The 17,146-nt window shown below is 51.9% G+C and carries 14 protein-coding genes and 2 tRNA genes; 11 read left to right on the forward strand and 5 right to left on the reverse strand.

Translation table 11 applies throughout. The annotated features are described in order from the left end of the window. From MED297_RS22340 to MED297_RS16600, 9 genes are all read left to right on the forward strand, one after another. Nucleotides 1-325: aminotransferase class I/II-fold pyridoxal phosphate-dependent enzyme (locus tag MED297_RS22340; RefSeq protein ID WP_008046979.1), on the forward strand; the 325-nt coding region annotated here is incomplete at its 5' end. After that, complete coding sequence (locus MED297_RS16565) at nt 315-1,208, forward strand: prephenate dehydrogenase/arogenate dehydrogenase family protein (protein ID WP_008046982.1); 894 nt, start codon at nt 315-317, stop codon at nt 1,206-1,208. The genes MED297_RS22340 and MED297_RS16565, both read left to right, overlap by 11 nt. Nucleotides 1,209-1,338: 130 nt before the next feature. After that, a complete protein-coding gene (gene cmk / locus MED297_RS16570) occupies nt 1,339-2,025 on the forward strand; it encodes a (d)CMP kinase (protein ID WP_008046983.1) in 687 nt (228 codons plus the stop codon). A gap of 297 nt (nt 2,026-2,322) precedes the next feature. Continuing rightward, nucleotides 2,323-4,005, forward strand: a complete 1,683-nt coding sequence (gene rpsA / locus MED297_RS16575) for a 30S ribosomal protein S1 (protein WP_008046984.1) — start codon at nt 2,323-2,325, stop codon at nt 4,003-4,005. 210 nt (nt 4,006-4,215) lie between these two features. Then, nucleotides 4,216-4,506 (forward strand): integration host factor subunit beta, encoded by a 291-nt coding sequence (gene ihfB / locus MED297_RS16580; protein WP_040557559.1) that lies wholly within the window; start codon nt 4,216-4,218, stop codon nt 4,504-4,506. Nucleotides 4,507-4,746: 240 nt separating this feature from the next. Then, complete coding sequence (locus MED297_RS16585; protein ID WP_008046987.1) at nt 4,747-5,871, forward strand: hypothetical protein; 1,125 nt, start codon at nt 4,747-4,749, stop codon at nt 5,869-5,871. A 78-nt stretch (nt 5,872-5,949) separates the two neighbouring features. Beyond that, a tRNA-Glu gene (locus tag MED297_RS16590) sits at nt 5,950-6,025 on the forward strand. A gap of 44 nt (nt 6,026-6,069) precedes the next feature. Further along, nucleotides 6,070-6,145, forward strand: a tRNA-Gly gene (locus MED297_RS16595). A gap of 288 nt (nt 6,146-6,433) precedes the next feature. Beyond that, a complete protein-coding gene (locus MED297_RS16600; RefSeq protein WP_008046988.1) occupies nt 6,434-7,231 on the forward strand; it encodes a crotonase/enoyl-CoA hydratase family protein in 798 nt (265 codons plus the stop codon). 11 nt (nt 7,232-7,242) lie between these two features. On the opposite strand, the gene MED297_RS16605 is transcribed toward MED297_RS16600, so the two are convergent. Then, nucleotides 7,243-8,187, reverse strand: a complete 945-nt coding sequence (locus tag MED297_RS16605; RefSeq protein ID WP_008046989.1) for a Cof-type HAD-IIB family hydrolase — start codon at nt 8,185-8,187, stop codon at nt 7,243-7,245. A 68-nt stretch (nt 8,188-8,255) separates the two neighbouring features. On the opposite strand from MED297_RS16605, the gene MED297_RS16610 reads away from it, so the two are divergent. Continuing rightward, nucleotides 8,256-10,454: a YgiQ family radical SAM protein gene (locus tag MED297_RS16610; protein WP_008046990.1), complete on the forward strand. Its 2,199-nt coding sequence runs from the start codon at nt 8,256-8,258 to the stop codon at nt 10,452-10,454. 7 nt (nt 10,455-10,461) lie between these two features. On the opposite strand, the gene MED297_RS16615 is transcribed toward MED297_RS16610, so the two are convergent. Beyond that, complete coding sequence (locus MED297_RS16615; RefSeq protein WP_008046992.1) at nt 10,462-11,556, reverse strand: tRNA-queuosine alpha-mannosyltransferase domain-containing protein; 1,095 nt, start codon at nt 11,554-11,556, stop codon at nt 10,462-10,464. Nucleotides 11,557-11,656: 100 nt separating this feature from the next. Here MED297_RS16615 and MED297_RS16620 point away from each other — a divergent pair, with 100 nt between their 5' ends. After that, complete coding sequence (locus MED297_RS16620) at nt 11,657-12,685, forward strand: Gfo/Idh/MocA family oxidoreductase (protein WP_008046994.1); 1,029 nt, start codon at nt 11,657-11,659, stop codon at nt 12,683-12,685. A 98-nt stretch (nt 12,686-12,783) separates the two neighbouring features. Here the strand turns inward: MED297_RS16620 and MED297_RS16625 are convergent, their stop codons facing one another. From MED297_RS16625 to MED297_RS16635, 3 genes are all read right to left on the reverse strand, one after another. After that, nucleotides 12,784-14,001, reverse strand: a complete 1,218-nt coding sequence (locus MED297_RS16625) for an ABC transporter substrate-binding protein (RefSeq protein ID WP_008046997.1) — start codon at nt 13,999-14,001, stop codon at nt 12,784-12,786. A 179-nt stretch (nt 14,002-14,180) separates the two neighbouring features. Next, on the reverse strand, nt 14,181-16,286 hold the full coding sequence (locus tag MED297_RS16630; RefSeq protein WP_008046999.1) for an alpha-galactosidase: 2,106 nt from the start codon (nt 16,284-16,286) through the stop codon (nt 14,181-14,183). Between the two features lie 4 nt (nt 16,287-16,290). Beyond that, nucleotides 16,291-17,142: a carbohydrate ABC transporter permease gene (locus tag MED297_RS16635; protein ID WP_008047002.1), complete on the reverse strand. Its 852-nt coding sequence runs from the start codon at nt 17,140-17,142 to the stop codon at nt 16,291-16,293. Nucleotides 17,143-17,146: the final 4 nt, after the last annotated feature.

Here is a 17,146-nt window from a genome sequence, read left to right on the forward strand (position 1 = left end):
GAGAGCGGCTGTCTCGGCCTATGCCGATCAGGCGTTTCTTAACCAATGCGCACGGTCCAATGCAGAAGAACGACAACGAATCACGACTTTTTTGCAACAGAGCGGATTAACACCGTTGCCAAGCCAAGCTAATTTTATCGCCTTTGAGTTACCCGGACGTGCTGACGATGCCTATCAATCGCTGCTCTCTCAAGGCGTCATTGTTCGTCGATTGCACAGCTATGACATGGCGGACTGGCTGCGAGTGTCTATTGGTTCAACAGAGGAAAACTCACGTTTTATGGCTGCATTGGCTGCTTATCTGGAGATGCGCAATGATCGCTAAACCCAAAGTGCTGGTGATCGGCCTGGGACTGATCGGCGCCTCTTTTGCGAAATCCCTGAAACAACAACAGCTTGCGGAGCTCTATGGTTACGATCAGGATCCGACTGTGCCGGAAACGGCAAAAGCCATGGGTGTCATTGATGTGCCAGTTGGTGATTTGGCGGATGTGCTTGGTATGGACGCTGTTGTTCTGGCGGTACCGGTGATGGCCATGCCCGACGCTGTCCGACGTATCCGACATCTGATTCCTACACTGACCGCCTTAACGGATGTGGGCAGTGTTAAACAGGCCGTGGTTGACTCAGTTCGACAGGAGCTCGGTGAGTTACCCGGGTGTTTTGTGCCCGGGCATCCGATCGCCGGTGCCGAGAAAAGCGGCGTGACCGCCGCGCAAGCGGATCTGTTTGATCGACACATGCACATTCTGACACCAACCTCGGCCTCTACTCCGGAGGCCATTGAGTTGGTGCGTTCGTTGTGGGCTCAATGCGGTGCTCAGGTGGTTGAGATGCCGGTCGAGCGCCATGATGAAGTGTTGGCCGCAACCAGTCATTTACCGCATTTGCTGGCCTTTTCTCTGGTCGATACACTGGCACGGGAATCGGAGAATCGGGAAATTTTTAAGTACGCTGCAGGTGGTTTTCGAGACTTTTCCCGTATTGCTGCGTCAGATCCGACGATGTGGCACGATATCTTCCTGATGAACAGTGAGGCAACATTGAAAATCTTACGTCGTTTTCAGGCCGATCTGCATTTGTTAGAAGAGGCTATTGAGCATCGGGATGGCGATCTGCTTAGAACCGTGTTTACCCGTGCCAAGTCGGCCAGAGATTACTTTACAGAAATCATGGAAGAGCGCCAGAAAGGTCCGGAACCCAAATGAAACCATTGATTTTGACTCGCAGGTAGCGGTTCAAAATTGTCAGTTAGACGAATTTTTTACTTGATTCTGGGCAGGCACATCGTGAGAATGCGCGGGCTTTGCAATAGCTGACAAAAAGGCAGGACTTCTCATGACCGAAACAAACCCTCCAGTGATTACGCTTGATGGGCCAGGTGGCGCAGGTAAAGGCACCATCAGTACACTATTGGCGGAAGAGCTGGGTTGGCAGTTTCTGGACTCTGGGGCGCTTTACCGACTGACCGCCTTGGCGGCCATGAATCATGGGGTAGAGCTCTCTCAGGAGAGCGCGGTTGCGGTCATTGCCGAGCATTTGGATGTTCGATTCGAAAAGAGTGAACAGGGCACGCGTGTCATTCTTGAAAATGACAATGTCACTGAGGCAATTCGTGAAGAGCGAGTGGGCCGGAATGCTTCCGTCGTGGCCGCTCATAACCGTGTTCGGGACGCGTTGTTGAAACGTCAGCGAGCATTTGCCACTTTGCCAGGACTGATTGCCGATGGTCGGGACATGGGAACGGTCGTGTTTCCGGAAGCCCCGCTGAAGATTTTCCTGACCGCCAGTGCGGAAGAACGGGCGCGCCGACGCGTCAGTCAACTGAGCGAAGGGGGTTTTGATGCCGACTATGATCAGGTCTTTGCGGATATTGTCGAGCGCGACGAACGTGACAGAAACCGGGCAACAGCCCCATTAAAACCAGCAGATGACGCTATCGAACTGGACACCACCGAGTTGTCTATTCCTGCCGTGGTTGAGTACATTCTGGCTCTGGCCTCCGAACGCGGTTTAATTGGCTGATTTGACCGGTTTTTTAGGTGTTCATCCCGAAAGATGGGCGCCGACCCTGTTTTTTTCAAAAAATTGCTCAAAAAATGGCTGAAAAAGCCATTCATCTCTTGGGTTTTGCCCACTGTTCCGTATAATACGCCACCCTAATTTCAGACGTTTCGGTGCTTTGAGCACTGTTTCGAACTGGGCTTCGTTTGCCACCTGACCAGCATCGTCGGCACGCGGAGGATTGTAGACAGACCCGCAAGAGCTGGATTGCGGCCGGTCACAGAATCTGTGACGAATAGAGCTTAGGAAGCGATTTTAATGACTGAATCTTTTGCTGAACTGTTTGAAGAAAGCTTAAAAACAATTGAAATGGAGCCAGGCTCCATTGTTACCGGTGTCGTTGTCGACATCGATTCTGACTGGGTTACTGTTCACGCAGGCCTGAAATCAGAAGGCGTTATCCCACGTAATCAATTCATCAACGACGCGGGTGAACTGGAAATTGCCGTCGGTGACGAAGTCAAAGTGGCTTTGGAAGCGGTTGAAGACGGTTTTGGTGACACTCGTTTGTCTCGTGAAAAAGCCAAGCGCGCAGAAGCGTGGGCTGAGCTGGAAAAAGCATACGAAGCAAAAGAAGTTGTTAAGGGTGTTATTAACGGTAAAGTCAAAGGTGGCTTCACGGTTGATGTGAGCTCTGTTCGTGCGTTCCTGCCAGGATCTCTGGTTGATATCCGTCCAGTACGCGACACACTGCACCTGGAAGGCAAAGAGCTGGAATTCAAAGTTATCAAGCTCGACCAGCGTCGTAACAACGTTGTTGTTTCACGTCGTGCCGTTCTGGAAGCCTCTAACAGCGCTGAGCGTGAAGAGCTGCTGGAAAACCTGCAGGAAGGCCAGGAAATCAAGGGTATCGTTAAGAACCTGACCGACTACGGTGCATTCGTAGATCTGGGCGGTGTTGACGGCCTGTTGCACATCACTGACATGGCTTGGAAGCGCATTAAGCACCCAAGCGAAATTGTTCAGGTTGGCGATGAAATCGACGTTAAAGTTCTGAAGTTCGACCGTGAACGTAACCGCGTATCTCTGGGTCTGAAGCAGCTGGGTGAAGATCCATGGGTCGATATCAAGGCGCGCTACCCAGAAGAAGCGAAAGTTACCGCTAAAGTCACTAACCTGACTGACTACGGTTGTTTCGCTGAGCTGGAAGAAGGTGTTGAAGGTCTGGTTCACGTTTCCGAAATGGATTGGACCAACAAGAACATTCACCCATCTAAAGTCGTTCAGGTTGGCGACGAGATTGAAGTGATGGTTCTGGACATCGACGAAGAGCGTCGTCGTATTTCTCTGGGTATCAAGCAAACGGTTGTTAACCCATGGGAAGACTTCGCGAACCGTTACAACAAGTCTGACAAAGTATCCGGCAAGATTAAGTCAATCACTGACTTCGGTATCTTTATCGGTCTGGAAGGCGGCATTGACGGCCTGGTTCACCTGTCTGACATCAGCTGGAACGAGTCTGGTGAAGAAGCGGTACGTAAGTACAAGAAAGGTGACGAGCTGGAAACCACTATCCTGTCTATCGACCCTGAGCGTGAGCGTATTTCTCTGGGTATCAAGCAGCTGGATATGGATCCGTTTGCTGAGTACGCAGCCGAAAACGACAAAGGCACCATTGTTAAAGGCACAGTGAAAGAAGTCGACGCGAAAGCGGCCGTCATCACTCTGGCTGAAGACATTGAAGGTGTTCTGAAAGCGTCTGAAATCTCTCGCGACAAAGTTGAAGATGCTCGCAACGTTCTGAACGAAGGTGAAGAAGTCGAAGCGAAGATCGTTAGCATCGACCGTAAGAACCGCGTTATCAGCCTGTCCATCAAAGCGAAAGACTTTGATGATGAGAAGGCAGCGGTGAAAGAGTTGAAAGATAAAGCGGTTGAAGCGTCTGGTCCGACCACCATTGGTGACCTGATCAAAGCTAAACTGGAAGAAGGTAACGACTGAGTTTCCTGATTCACGCAAAAATAAGCCGGCAACTGCCGGCTTTTTTTATGCCTGCCGGGTTCATCGGCCTGTCATTTTTGTCTGTTATGGGCGTCCATTCTACCGGGTAGTCAGGAAAAACCCGTTTAAAAAGAATTACTTGTGTTATTTTGCCCTCTGAATTAGTCTAAATATTAGGCGCTTAAAGAAAGTCGCTTGGAGGGCTCATTTGTGACTAAATCTGAACTGATAGAGCGGATTGTCGATCGTCAGGGGCAGTTGTCAGTACGTGATGTCGAGTTGGCAATTAAAACGATGTTAGATCATATGGCGCAGGCACTGGCCGAAGGTGAACGCATCGAGATTCGGGGATTCGGCAGTTTTTCGCTGCATTATCGATCGCCTCGTGTCGGGCGTAATCCAAAAACCGGTGAATCCGTCGAACTGGAAGGGAAGTATGTCCCTCACTTCAAGCCGGGCAAGGAACTGCGCGAGTCCGTTAATGAAAGTCTGTTAGAATAACGATTCAACTTCCAGACATGGAGCATTAGTCTGTTGCGTTTCCTCCGGATAATTCTGTTTCTGTACATTCTCGCCACCGGTTGGTTAGTCGGGTGGAGTAATCACAGTTCTGTCCAGTTCTCATTCCTTAGCTGGCAACTTCCTTCGATGCCGGCCTATATCATCTATTTTGCATTCCTGTTCAGCGGTGTCTTTATCGGACTGCTGATGGGTCGCTTTGTGCGTCGGCGTTAAGTTTTCATGTATACGGTTGTATCTTTTCTACAGCGATTCATACCGAGCCGTTATCGCAGTCGTCGTTTTCTGTTAGATCGATACCACTTCGATCTCACCTCATTTGATGGTGATGTCAGTACCTGGCTCGATCGGTTTCCGGTGACGACGGATAACGTGGAAATGTACTTCGGTCTCGCGGAGTTGTTCCGACGTCGCGGCGAGTTCGACAAAGCGGTATCCGTTCACGAGGCCATTCTGAACGCTCGTCTTGATGGTTACAGTGTGTCTGAAATATCTCTGGAGATTGCACAGGACTATTACGCCGCCGGCGTGTTAAGCCATGCGGAAGAAGTGCTGTTGCAGGCTCTGGATCATGCGGATGATGAGATCTCAAATCGAGCCTTCCGGCTGTGGTTGTCAATTCTCGAAAGTGAGCAGGAATGGGCGCGGGCCGTTGAGCTGGTCGAAGACTACGGTATTCCTGGCTCAGGTGGTTTGCGACTCGCTAATTTGTACTGTGAGATGATTGAAGAACAGCGGCGGCAGACGCCGCTGAGCCGGCTGTTGAAAACTTTGAAGAAGCCGCAACGTCTCGGCGTAAGTGCCCGGGCTGAGATTATTGCGGCCGAGCTCTATACCGAGCTGAACCGTGTTGGCGATGCCATACAGAGTTATCGGGAAATTCTGATCCGTGAACCCCGTCGGGTTGACCTGGTGCTGAGCCCGTTAAAGCACTTGTCGTTGATGAATCAGAGTGTGCCTCAGTTACTGACGTTTCTGCAGCAGCTCTATCAGCGGCACCCCAGCGCGCGAATTCTTGAGGTGTATTTGGAACTGTCTTCAGTTCAGGCGACGGCCCTGGCCGATGACATCAATGCGGCTTTGTTGGAGGAGGTTCAGCAAGGGGATTCTTATTCCGTTCAGTTGTACTGGCTGAATCAGCAAAGCTCTGACGTTCAGCAAGCGGTTGCCCCCCTGTTGCGCGGTTGGGAGAAGCGCAGTCTTGAGCATTCCGATGATTATCTGTGCATAGAGTGCGGTTTTTACTCTGACAAGCTGGTCTGGCAATGTCCTCAATGTGAATCTTGGGAAACCCTGTTTTCGAGGTATGAGCTGAAAATTGAACAGAAGATAAAAAAAGCTTCATAATTCATTGATTTTTATAAGAAAAAAGTTGCATCGCCCAAAAATATCCGTAATATACGCAGCGTTCTTGAGGTACACAGTGTCCCGTTCGTCTAGTGGCCTAGGACACCGCCCTTTCACGGCGGTAACAGGGGTTCGAGTCCCCTACGGGATGCCACTTCAGTACCAAGAATACGAATCAAAGTGAAAGTTGATTCATCAGCGGGAATAGCTCAGTTGGTAGAGCACAACCTTGCCAAGGTTGGGGTCGCGAGTTCGAGTCTCGTTTCCCGCTCCAAATTAAACGAAAAAAGCCTGGATTAACCTCCGGGCTTTTCCGTGCTTGCTAAATTTTTTCATCCTTAGTTGGTTTTCCCATTTAATCGCACTCATCCTCATCGCTGTGTTTACCAGTCTGTACTGCGCCCCGTGGATTTGGGTCTAGGCGGTTATCGATGATTGTTCTGAGTAATCCATCTTTTTGCAACTTCGTTTTAAACTCTGTCTCATGAATGTTGGTTGTCGATTGCTGTTCACATCGGGCTCTGTAAGTATCGTTGGGTAAATGATGCGAAGGGGCAACACCATGAGTCAGGATCGTGTATCGGTCACCATTACTGAGCAAGGCATTGCTTATGTGCGGCTCGACCGGCCAGAAAAACGCAACGCGCTGGATCGGGCCATGCTGAGCGACTTGGTGGCGACCGCCCGAAAGCTGAAAAAGAACAAACAGCTTCGTGCCGTCATTTTATCCGGTGAAGGGGCTTCCTTTTGCGCCGGTCTCGACTTCCCCTATGTGGCCAAACACCCAGACATTATCCCGCGGTTTTTCCTGAAGTTACCCTGGTCGCAGGACAACATGTTCCAGCGGGTAGGGCACATTTGGCGATCGTTGCCCGTGCCGGTGATTGCTGCAGTTCATGGACATTGTTTTGGTGGCGGGCTCCAGATTGCGTTGGGGTGTGATGTCCGATTCACCACCGCCGATGCGCAATGGTCAATCATGGAGATCAAATGGGGATTGATTCCCGACATGAGCGGTACGGTGGCGCTGTCTCGCCTGATGAGATACGACATTGCACAGGAACTCACCATGACTGGCCGGATCATTTCCGGGGCCGATGCCGTGGCCTACGGATTGGCTACGCATTGTGTTGATGACCCGATCGCGGCCGCCACTCAGCTGGCGGAAGAGATCAGTGAACGTTCCCCTAACGCGGTGGCGGTGACCAAAGGTTTGTTCGCAAAAATCTGGAAAGCAGGCGACCGTCGTGCGTTGTTCTGGGAGCGAATGTATCAGTTGCGGTTATTAGGACGGAAAAACCAGCGCATTGCCATGTCGAACGGCATTAAGGGTGAAAACCGGCCCTTTGAGAGCCGGTAAGCGCTTAAAATTCAGACGAGATCGGTCTGTTGCTCGAGGATTTTGTCGATGACCAGGGCCACTCCGTGGTCGTTGTTTGATGCGGTCGTCCAGTTGGCGATGGCCTTGATGTCATCCGGCGCATTACCCATGGCGACGCCGATGCCACAATCGGTCAGCATGGTCAGATCGTTGTAGCTGTCACCAATCGCCATCACGGACGATTTAGCGATGCCCAGTCGTGCACAAAGCACATCAATGGCGGCACTTTTATCAACCTGCTTGTTGGTGAACTCCAAAAAATAAGGTTTGGAGATGCTGATCGTGAAATGGTCTCCCAAGGTTTTAGCGAAGATCTGACGCATTTCAGTCACCTGCTCCGGCGGTGCCACGAGCAGGACTTTCGGAACGGTGCCCTGAACCACCGCTTTCAGGCTGTCTACCAGACGAATGGGTAAACCGGTCAGATTGCTTTCAATATCGGTGTAAGGGTTGTGCCGAGTGGTAACGATTGCACCATCGACATAGGTGTGCAGATCGCTGTTCTGTTCATGTGCAGCATCGACCAGCAGATCGCATTCAGCTTTGGTCAGGCTGCATTCATAGATTTGCTCCTGGGTGGACCAATCGGTGACATAGGCGCCGTTATAGGAAATCACATAACCTTGCTGGGTTAAACCGAGCAGATCGGCGTAGCTTTCCATCGCAGGGGTTGGCCGACCGGACGCCAGAGCAATGGTGATGCCCTGTGCGCTTACCCGTTGAATGGCTTGCAGGTTACTTTCGGAAATCTGGTGTTGATCATTAAGCAGAGTGTCGTCCATATCCATGACGATCATGCGGATGTCGGCGGCATTCATGGTGCGTTGGTCCCCGGTGGCTGTGAAAAAGCGGGACAGTATATCGATCCATTCTGATCGTGCATTGACATCGCACCAGTCTGTCACCGTTAGAGCGAGAATTAGCCCGGATTTCATCTCAGTTGCATGCGCTCTTATCGCTGCGATCTGCTAGACTTCGCGCTCCATTCTGTATGAGCCCTGGCATGTTTAAGACCGCACCGCACCTGTTCAAATACCCGAAACACTGGGCCAGCTGTTTCGAACCCGCGCCATTTCTGCCGATGAGTCGTCAGGAAATGGATGAACTGGGCTGGGACAGTTGCGACATCATTCTGGTGTCGGGCGATGCTTATGTGGACCATCCGAGTTTTGGCATGGCGGTAACCGGGCGGTTGTTGGAAGCCCAGGGCTATCGCGTTGGTATTATTGCCCAGCCGGATTGGCGTTCGACCACCGACTTTGAAGCGCTGGGGCAGCCGAACCTGTTTTTCGGGGTCACGGCTGGAAACATGGACTCCATGATCAATCGCTACACGGCGGACCTGAAAGTACGCAATGACGACGCCTATACGCCAAACAATGAAGGCGGCAAACGCCCGGATCGGGCGGTGTTGGTCTATAGCCAATGCTGTCGACAGGCGTTTCCGGATACGCCGATTGTTCTCGGAGGCATCGAAGCGAGTCTGCGTCGGATTGCTCAGTACGACTACTGGAGTAACAAAGTTCGTCATTCGGTCCTGTACGATTCCAACGCCGACATCCTTTTGTACGGCAATGCGGAACGCGCCCTGGTTGAGGTTGCGTTTCAACTGGCCAATGGCCGGAGTGTGGGTGAGCTGACGATGATTCGCGGGACAACGGTCATCCGTAAAGCGGTACCGACAGGGTGGACAGAAGTTGATTCCAGCCGGATTGACTGGCCGCAGGACCTGTCTGAACACCCGGAGTTTTACGTCAGTAACCCGTATGAGCAGCGTGAAGCTCTGACCACCGCCGGTGAAAGCGGGCAATCGGCATGTCAATCGGGTACTGCGGATGCGGAGGTTGCCGAGCAACCGGTGCGCATCATTCCGATGCCGATTCAGCGCCGGTATGACTCGGACCCGGAAACCACCTGTATCCGGTTGCCATCGTTTGAAAAAGTCCGGAATGATCCGGCTCTGTATGCGCACGCGAGTCGGGTGCTCCACGTCGAGGCTAACCCGCACAATGCACATGCGCTGGTGCAGAAGCATGGCACCCGGGAAGTTTGGGTGAACCCACCGCCGATACCGTTGACCACCGAAGAAATTGACGGTGTGTTTGATCTGCCTTATGCGCGTGTGCCGCATCCGAGTTATCAAGGCAAACCCATTCCCGCTTACGACATGATTAAGACCTCGATCAACATCATGAGAGGATGCTTTGGCGGCTGTACGTTCTGTTCTATTACAGAACATGAAGGCCGCATCATCCAATCACGCTCTCATGAATCGATCTTACGGGAAGTTGAAGACATCAAAGACAAGGTGCCTGGTTTCAGTGGTGCCTTGTCGGACTTAGGCGGACCGACCGCCAACATGTACACACTCAAGTGTAAAGATGACGACATTCAAGCGAACTGTCGACGCTTGAGTTGTGTGTATCCGACCATCTGTAAAAACCTGCAAACCAGTCATAAACAGACCACAGAACTGTACCGGAAAGTTCGACGGGTTGATGGCATTCATACCGTCGCAGTCGCTTCAGGGCTCCGTTACGATCTGGCCGTAGAGGACCCGGAGTATGTGAAAGAACTGGTGACGCATCACGTCGGTGGGTATCTGAAAATTGCCCCGGAACACACTGAAGACCGGCCGCTGAAAATGATGATGAAACCGGGCATGGGCACCTATGATCGGTTCAAGCAGATGTTTGATCAGTTCTCCCGGCAGGCCGGTAAAAAGCAGTATCTGATTCCTTATTTCATCGCTGCGCACCCCGGATGTGAAGACGAAGACATGGTGAACCTGGCGTTGTGGTTGAAACGTCAGAACATGAAAGTGGATCAGGTGCAGACGTTTTATCCTTCGCCGATGAGCCTGGCGACGGCAATGTATTACTCCGGCAAAAACCCGTTGAAGAAGGTTTCTTACAAAGGTGGCCGAATCAGCATTGTGCGCAAGATTGAGCAGCGACAACTGCAAAAAGCGCTATTGCGATACCATGATAAACAGGGTTGGCAGATGATTCGTGAAGCGCTGAACCGACTGGGTATGGCGCATTTGATTGGCCACGGTGAACAGCATTTGGTGCCACCGGAGGATACCGGTTCGGATCGACGCTATCGGGCGCCGGCGAAAGCCCGTCATCGCAACAGTGTGTCGAAGCCGGTACGAAAACTTAAAAAAAACAAGTCCCAGCATCGGCACAAGCCTAAGTAACCAGGGTTTACGTCAGCAGCGCTTCGATCGTCGCTGTATAGTCGGCCTCAAGTGCATTCGCAGCGTATCTTCGCATGTCCGGCGCCGGGGGACGGCCCTGTTGTTGCCAGTGACGCAGTATTCGGACAATGCGGTCTGCCGTGTTTTTTAGTGTTTCTTGTCTTGCGTACAGATAGTCGTCGGCAAAAAAGTCAGGATAACTCAGATCGTCCGGAAGCAAAGGTGTACAGCCACGGGCGACAGCTTCCATGACGGCGATCCCTTGAAACTCATGGATCGCCGTCGACAGAATGACATCACATTGATCGATCATGGCGTGGTATGCCGCCTCACTGTCGACAAAGCCCAGATGTATCAAGCGCTGAGGATATTGTTGGCGAATCGTTGTGAAGGCCTGAGGCTCCCGGCGGAACTGCTGGCCGGTAATGGCAAACTGTATATCCAGGTTCTCTGCATCACATTGTGCAATCACCGCTTCGAGCAACTCTGGTTGCTTATCCCACTCCCAACGATGATTCCAGAGCACCGTACGCACAGCTTTGTTGTGATGTCGATCGACATGCGGACAGGTAATCGGCACCGGCAGAACGGCGGACTTGGTTTTTAATGCGGATAACCAGGCCTTGGGCACCAGGTCCGGGAGTTTTTGAGTCAGCTGTTGCACGCCACTGAAAAATGTCCGCTGGTTATAGTCGCTGTTAAATCGAATGGCATCCGCACGCAACGCTGAATACAGGTTAACCATTTGCCAGTCGATTACGGATTGAGGCGTGTGTGCTCTGGGATAGGCGAACTGGTTTTCATGGAAGTACAGCAGGCTGGGCACGTTTCGCAGGTTGGGGTACAGGCTCTGGGTGACGGATAAGTCGACACTGGACGTCGCTACAATGAGATCCGTGTTGTCGTGCAGATGAGGGTTATTAAGGGCTTTGAACGACAGCGGCGCGCCACGCATGCGCCAGGAAAAATAACGAGGCGGCAGTGCCAGAGTATGCCAGCGATATTGTGGACACAGACTGACAAGCTGATTGCACCATTGGGCCTGACTCAAGGCGTGGTAACCGGACAGCAACAGAATGGTAGGTTGGTCGCTTGTGTTCATTTCATGCTCATTTGGGGCGCTCGTAACACTATGTCATATTAAGTTACAGTGTCGACTGCTTTAAGTAAGCTAGGATAAACTTTTTTGCATTAGGTGTTCTATGATCCGAACCGCCATTATCGGGTGTGGTTTTTCCGCAACCACCTTTCACATTCCTTTTATTACCGTTGATCCGTCTTATCAGATGACGCATCTGGTCTCCGGTAAAGGGTCGGCATTGCAGGAAGATTACCCGGGTGTAGAAGTGGTTGCTGATTGGCAGCAACTGGACTGCCGAGAGATCGATCTGGTTATTATTACCACGCCGAATCATTTACATTACGAACAGTGCCAGCATTTTCTGCAACAGGGTTGTCACGTGGTTTGTGAAAAACCCTTTGTCCTGTCCAGTAACGAAGCCATTGCGTTGAAGCAGTTGGCCGAACAGGCTGGCCGTGTGCTGTGTGTTTTCCAAAACCGGCGCTGGGATGGCGATTTCCTGACACTGCAGTCTCTGCTACACAGTCATCGAGTCGGGGAACCTAAGCGGCTTGTCAGTCGATTTGACCGGTTTCGGCCGCAGGTTCGCCAGCGTTGGCGTGAGCAGGCCGTTCCGGGTGCTGGAATTCTCTGGGATCTGGGGCCTCATCTGATTGATCAGGCGTTAGTACTGTTTGGCTTGCCTGACAGTATTGAAGCGAGTGCCCGCATACAACGTGAGGGTGCGGTGGTCGTTGATAATTTTGACATCTGGATGCATTACCCTGATGTTGAGGTTGCCCTTGGCAGCAGTTCCTTTCAGGCCGGACCTAACTCCCGTTTTCTTTTGCAGGGAACGGAAGGTTCGTACATTAAAAATGGGCTGGACGTTCAGGAGGACGCCCTGAAAAAAGGCGTTGATATCCGGGATGATCGCTGGGGGCAGGAGCCGGAAGATAACTGGGGCATTCTGTATCAGGAAAATACCAGCCACCTTATTACCACCAAACCGGGTAACTACGGTGTGTTCTGGCATCAGCTGGCGCAAGCTATTGAGAATGACGGTGAGAGCCCGGTATCACTTGATGACTCGATACGGGTGATTCAGGTATTAGAACTGGCCCTGAAATCGAGTGAGTCGGGTCAGCGTTTACCGGTGAAGTTTGATTGACGGTGCAGAACACCTAGCAAAATCGTGCCTTAAAAACATCTGACAAGCGCACGACGAAAAAGGGGAGCATGGCTCCCCTTATTTTTTGTCCGTTGAACTTAACGGAAAACGCGTTGACGTACCCGTTCCAGGTTCGTCAGGATGCGGTCCAGTCGGTCCGGGTTCACCATGAACTCCTGAAAACCTTTCATGCCTTCTGATGCCATGGCCGGATCGGTATCGCGGTCATAGAACTGAGCAGTGCCATCGGCTGCGGCCAGCATCGCCGAGCCCTGGTTCAGGAATTTATCGTCGGCTGGTTGCGCGTCACTGTTGGTAGGCAGTTGCAGCAAGACTTCGTTGACTTTTTCCTGTTGCGCTTTCTCAGCAATAAAGGCAAGGAAACGACGGGCGTCTTCTTTGTTTTTAGCTCGCGCCGGAATGTGCACGGTATCCGTTGGCGCATCTTCAAACATGCCGATGCTTGGATCGATCTGCGGGAACTGGAAGAAATCAAAGTTAATGTCTTCCGGCAGGTTTGGCGTCAGGAAGTTACCCATCAAATACATGGCCGCTTCGCCGTTGAACAGTGGCGCCTGAGCTTCCTGCCAGCTGTAGGAAGCATGGTTTTCCAGGAAGTACCCACCATCAACCAGTTGTTGCCAGTTGGCGAATGTTTTGCGTACACCTTCGTCGGTGTATGGAATTTTTCCATCCATCAGGTCGATATGGTAATCGAGACCATTGGTACGCAGGTTCAGGTAGTCAAACCAACCTGCCGCGGTCCACAAATACTTGGTTCCAATCGTGATGGGAGTGACGCCATTGGCTTTGAGCGTTTCACACACTTCAATGAACTCTTCCCAGGTTTCCGGTTCAGACAGACCGTATTCATCGAAGATGTCTTTGTTGTAGTACATGCCCCATTGGTAGAACGTATAGGGGACACCATACTGTTTACCATCAACCGACATTGACGCCTTGGTTGACGCGAAAGTGTCAGACAGGCCGTTGTCTTCCCAAACATCCGATACGTCGTCGAACAGTCCACGATCGACAAAGTATTTCATCCGGTTGCCAGCGAACCAATAGACGATGTCCGGTGGCGAAGTCACCAGCCAGTTTCGGATGGCACTTTTATAGCCTTCGTGATCGTACTCATTAACCTTAACGGTAATATCGGGGTTCTCAGCTTCAAACTGAGCAATGATTTCGGCCCAGGCGGCTTTTGGCGCCGGGTCCGATTGGTTGGAGTTAATTACCAGCTCTCCGGCAAGGGCGCTGGTCGCAAAGACAGCACTTAACGCACCGGTCATAAGGGTTTTCTTCAGGGTCATCTTCTCGTCCTTCTTTATTGTTGTGTGACGATGAATGTCACGTTCAACGGAACCGGATTAATCGTTCCGAATATAGTGAGGGAAAGTTTTAATGGGACTTTCCAAACCCATGCCAGGTTCGATCAATGTGATCAAACTCGGTTGCGACGACTGCAAGTGTGCAGCCATACAGCAATACGTCATCGTTTTTCGACCTTGATAACAATCAGCGATTCCGGGTCGAGAATCGGCAATGGTAAGCCGATTTGCATCAGTGCATTCCCCTGGAACCCTTCTTCTGGCTTTGTCATCCAGGCTGGTTTGCGTTTCATCAGGTGGCCGGTATGTTCAGGTTGCAGCAACAGGCTGACACTATAGTCGGCATTGTTAATCAGGCCATTCAGCCTCAATGGCACCGGTCGACCTGAGACAGGAACCTCACGTTGAAAAACGCTGATGAGCTGGGTGTCGGCGTTGCCAACGTAAAAGGCGATCTGGTTTTCATCACTGCCGGTCATCGGTCGACGGATCTGCGAATGGATGAAGTGACGCCATTCTTTGTACAGCCCAATGCAGTTTGCCAGTTGCTGTTGTTCTTCGTTGGTTGCTTCCCGGACGTCCCATTCAATGCCCATGTGTGCAAACAGGGCCGTACCGGCTCTGACCGGTAGCGGATGTGAACGACTGGTTGTGTGGCTGTATGTGGGACCGATATGGCTGCCTAATACCTCGACCGGAAAGAACAGACTGGCCCACTGCTGCATAATCTGACGTTCATGAGCATCGTTGCAGTCGCTCAGCCAGAAGCGTTGGGTGTAACGCAAAATACCATAATCCATACGACCACCACCGGAAGAGCAGCTTTCAATTTCCACCTGTGGGAAGCGTTCTCTCAGCTCGTCGAGCAGGTGATAAAGGCTGTTGACGTAATCGTAGTAGGCCGCCGTACCCTGGGCATTACCTGCCTGTAATAGATCCCGGTTCATGTCCCATTTGATGTATTCGATGGGATGATCACGCAGCAGATTGCTGATCTGATTCAATAGATATTCCTGAACCTCTTTCCGGGTGATGTCGAGCACCCACTGGTTGCGTCCTTTGGCTTGAACCTGCCCATCGATCGCCAGTACCCATTCCGGGTGGTCGCGAAACAGCTGTGAGTCTTCGTTCACCATTTCAGGCTCGAACCACAAGCCGAAACTCAGCTGCTGCTCGTTCAGCGTTTTGATCAGCGGGGTAAAACCGTCCGGATAAACCTGTGTGTCGATGACCCAATCACCCAACCCCGCTGTGTCGTTCCGACGCGCCGGGAACCAGCCATCGTCGAGTACATAACGCTCGGCACCAACCTGATGAGCCGCCTTGGCCAGACTGTCCAGAGCCGTTTGGTCATGGTCAAAATACAGCGCCTCCCAGGTATTGATGTGAACCGGGCGGGGTTTGTCCGTCAATGTCAGAATGTGATTGCGGACGAATGATTGAAAGTGCTCAGCAATCCCCGCCAAACCGGAGGTGGAGTAGGTGGCGTAAAGGGTCGGCGCGGTAAAGGTATCACCAGGTTTCAGCACCATTTCACCGGGCATGAACGCGACCCCGGCTTGATATTGTGTCAGACCGTTCTGACTGCGCTCGATGCGCTGGCAATGGTTACCACTCCAGCCCAGATGCAGCCCCAGGCATTCGCCATGGGTTTCATCGCTTTGGCGACTGCTGAGTATCACTCCCGGGAAGTGATCGTGAGATGTGCGGCCTTTGAGATTGGTGAACTCCAATGTGCCGAAATCAATTTGATGATGACGAGGTTGAAATTCCTGAATCCAGCGCCCGGTAAAGGTGGTCGCTTTGGTCAGTGGCGTGGGCACCGGAAGAGTCGTGAGCCATTGTTCCAGGGAAACTTGCTGGTCACCGGTCTGAATGAGGTCGACATCAAAACTGAATACATCGTTTTCGACACAGGCGGTAGCCGTCCAGCGAAGCTCCAAACCGGTTTTTGGATCGACCAAGCGATAACTTAGCGTTGTCTGGTCAGAGTTAACGTCTTTGATCTGCCATTGTGGCGCCCAGCCCTGACGATCCTGATGAATCCGGATCGCCGGGTTCATAAAGGTCGGATCGGCATAGCTCGGTGCAATACTGAGAATCGGTTGCTCATCGATTCCGCCCTGGATGATGGCCGGTTCCAATAATACAGCCAGTGCCGCCGGATCTTGAGGCTCTTCCAGTTTGGGACCGAAGTAGACGATGTGTGGGCAGAACACATCGTCTCGGATCAACAGGGTGCTTTGACGTGTATGCAGATATCGCATGGCGTTAACCTTTTGTTGCACCGAGTGTCAGGCCCGCGATGAAATGACGTTGCATCGCGAAAAACAGAATGACCGGTGGTAAAGCGGCTACCACCGAGCCAGCTGAAATCAGGTTCCAGGATGCCAGCCATTGTCCACGCAGCGCACTGATGCCCGCGGTCACCGGTCGAACCTCATCAGACTGCACCAGCACCAATGCCCAGAAGTAGTCGTTCCAGACGAAGGTGAAAATCAAGACCGCCAGAGCGGCCAACGCCGGGCGAACCAGTGGCAGTACGATGGAGTAGAAAATCTTCCAGTCACTGGCGCCTTCGAGTCGACAGCTTTCAATCAACTCATCCGGAATCCCAACAATGAAGTTGCGCATGAACAGGGTGCAGAAACCGGTCTGGAAGGCTGTGTGGAAAATGATCAGAGCCCAGACAGAATCGTAAAGACCCAGTTGGATGGTCAGGTCCCGAACCGGAATCATCAAGATTTGAAAAGGAACAAAGTTGCCTCCGATGAACAGGGCGAACATGGCCAGGTTGCCGCGAAACTTGTACTTAGCCAGCGCAAAACCCGCCAGTGTCGCGAGGAAGACCGAGCCGACCATGACCGGCAGGGTTACCAGCACACTGTTGAGCAGATAACGCCCCATTGCCGTATTGGCAAAGACTGACGTGTAGTTTTCGACAATGTTCCATTCAGTGGGCAAGCCCCAGTAATTCCCTGCATTAATGTCACCCATGGACCGAACCGAGGTCATCAGGATGGCCGCCAGTGGCAACAGCCACAGGATAATTGATAAGGGCAGTGCAATTTTATAACTGATGCGGGTCCACGGAGCCGTCTTTTCTATAGGGGTTGGAAACATCTTT

Origin of the sequence: Reinekea blandensis MED297, assembly GCF_000153185.1 — a bacterium.
Taxonomy (GTDB): Bacteria; Pseudomonadota; Gammaproteobacteria; order Pseudomonadales; family Natronospirillaceae; genus Reinekea; species Reinekea blandensis.

Bases quoted from the DNA above. Each gene is read 5' to 3' on its own strand.
- MED297_RS16565 (WP_008046982.1), top strand. From the start codon at position 315: ATGATCGCTAAACCCAAAGTGCTGGTGATCGGCCTGGGACTGATCGGC.
- cmk (WP_008046983.1), top strand. From the start codon at position 1,339: ATGACCGAAACAAACCCTCCAGTGATTACGCTTGATGGGCCAGGTGGC.
- rpsA (WP_008046984.1), top strand. From the start codon at position 2,323: ATGACTGAATCTTTTGCTGAACTGTTTGAAGAAAGCTTAAAAACAATT.
- MED297_RS16585 (WP_008046987.1), top strand. From the start codon at position 4,747: ATGTATACGGTTGTATCTTTTCTACAGCGATTCATACCGAGCCGTTAT.
- MED297_RS16600 (WP_008046988.1), top strand. From the start codon at position 6,434: ATGAGTCAGGATCGTGTATCGGTCACCATTACTGAGCAAGGCATTGCT.
- MED297_RS16605 (WP_008046989.1), bottom strand. From the start codon at position 8,187: ATGAAATCCGGGCTAATTCTCGCTCTAACGGTGACAGACTGGTGCGAT.
- MED297_RS16610 (WP_008046990.1), top strand. From the start codon at position 8,256: ATGTTTAAGACCGCACCGCACCTGTTCAAATACCCGAAACACTGGGCC.
- MED297_RS16615 (WP_008046992.1), bottom strand. From the start codon at position 11,556: ATGAACACAAGCGACCAACCTACCATTCTGTTGCTGTCCGGTTACCAC.
- MED297_RS16620 (WP_008046994.1), top strand. From the start codon at position 11,657: ATGATCCGAACCGCCATTATCGGGTGTGGTTTTTCCGCAACCACCTTT.
- MED297_RS16625 (WP_008046997.1), bottom strand. From the start codon at position 14,001: ATGACCCTGAAGAAAACCCTTATGACCGGTGCGTTAAGTGCTGTCTTT.
- MED297_RS16630 (WP_008046999.1), bottom strand. From the start codon at position 16,286: ATGCGATATCTGCATACACGTCAAAGCACCCTGTTGATCCGAGACGAT.
- MED297_RS16635 (WP_008047002.1), bottom strand. From the start codon at position 17,142: ATGTTTCCAACCCCTATAGAAAAGACGGCTCCGTGGACCCGCATCAGT.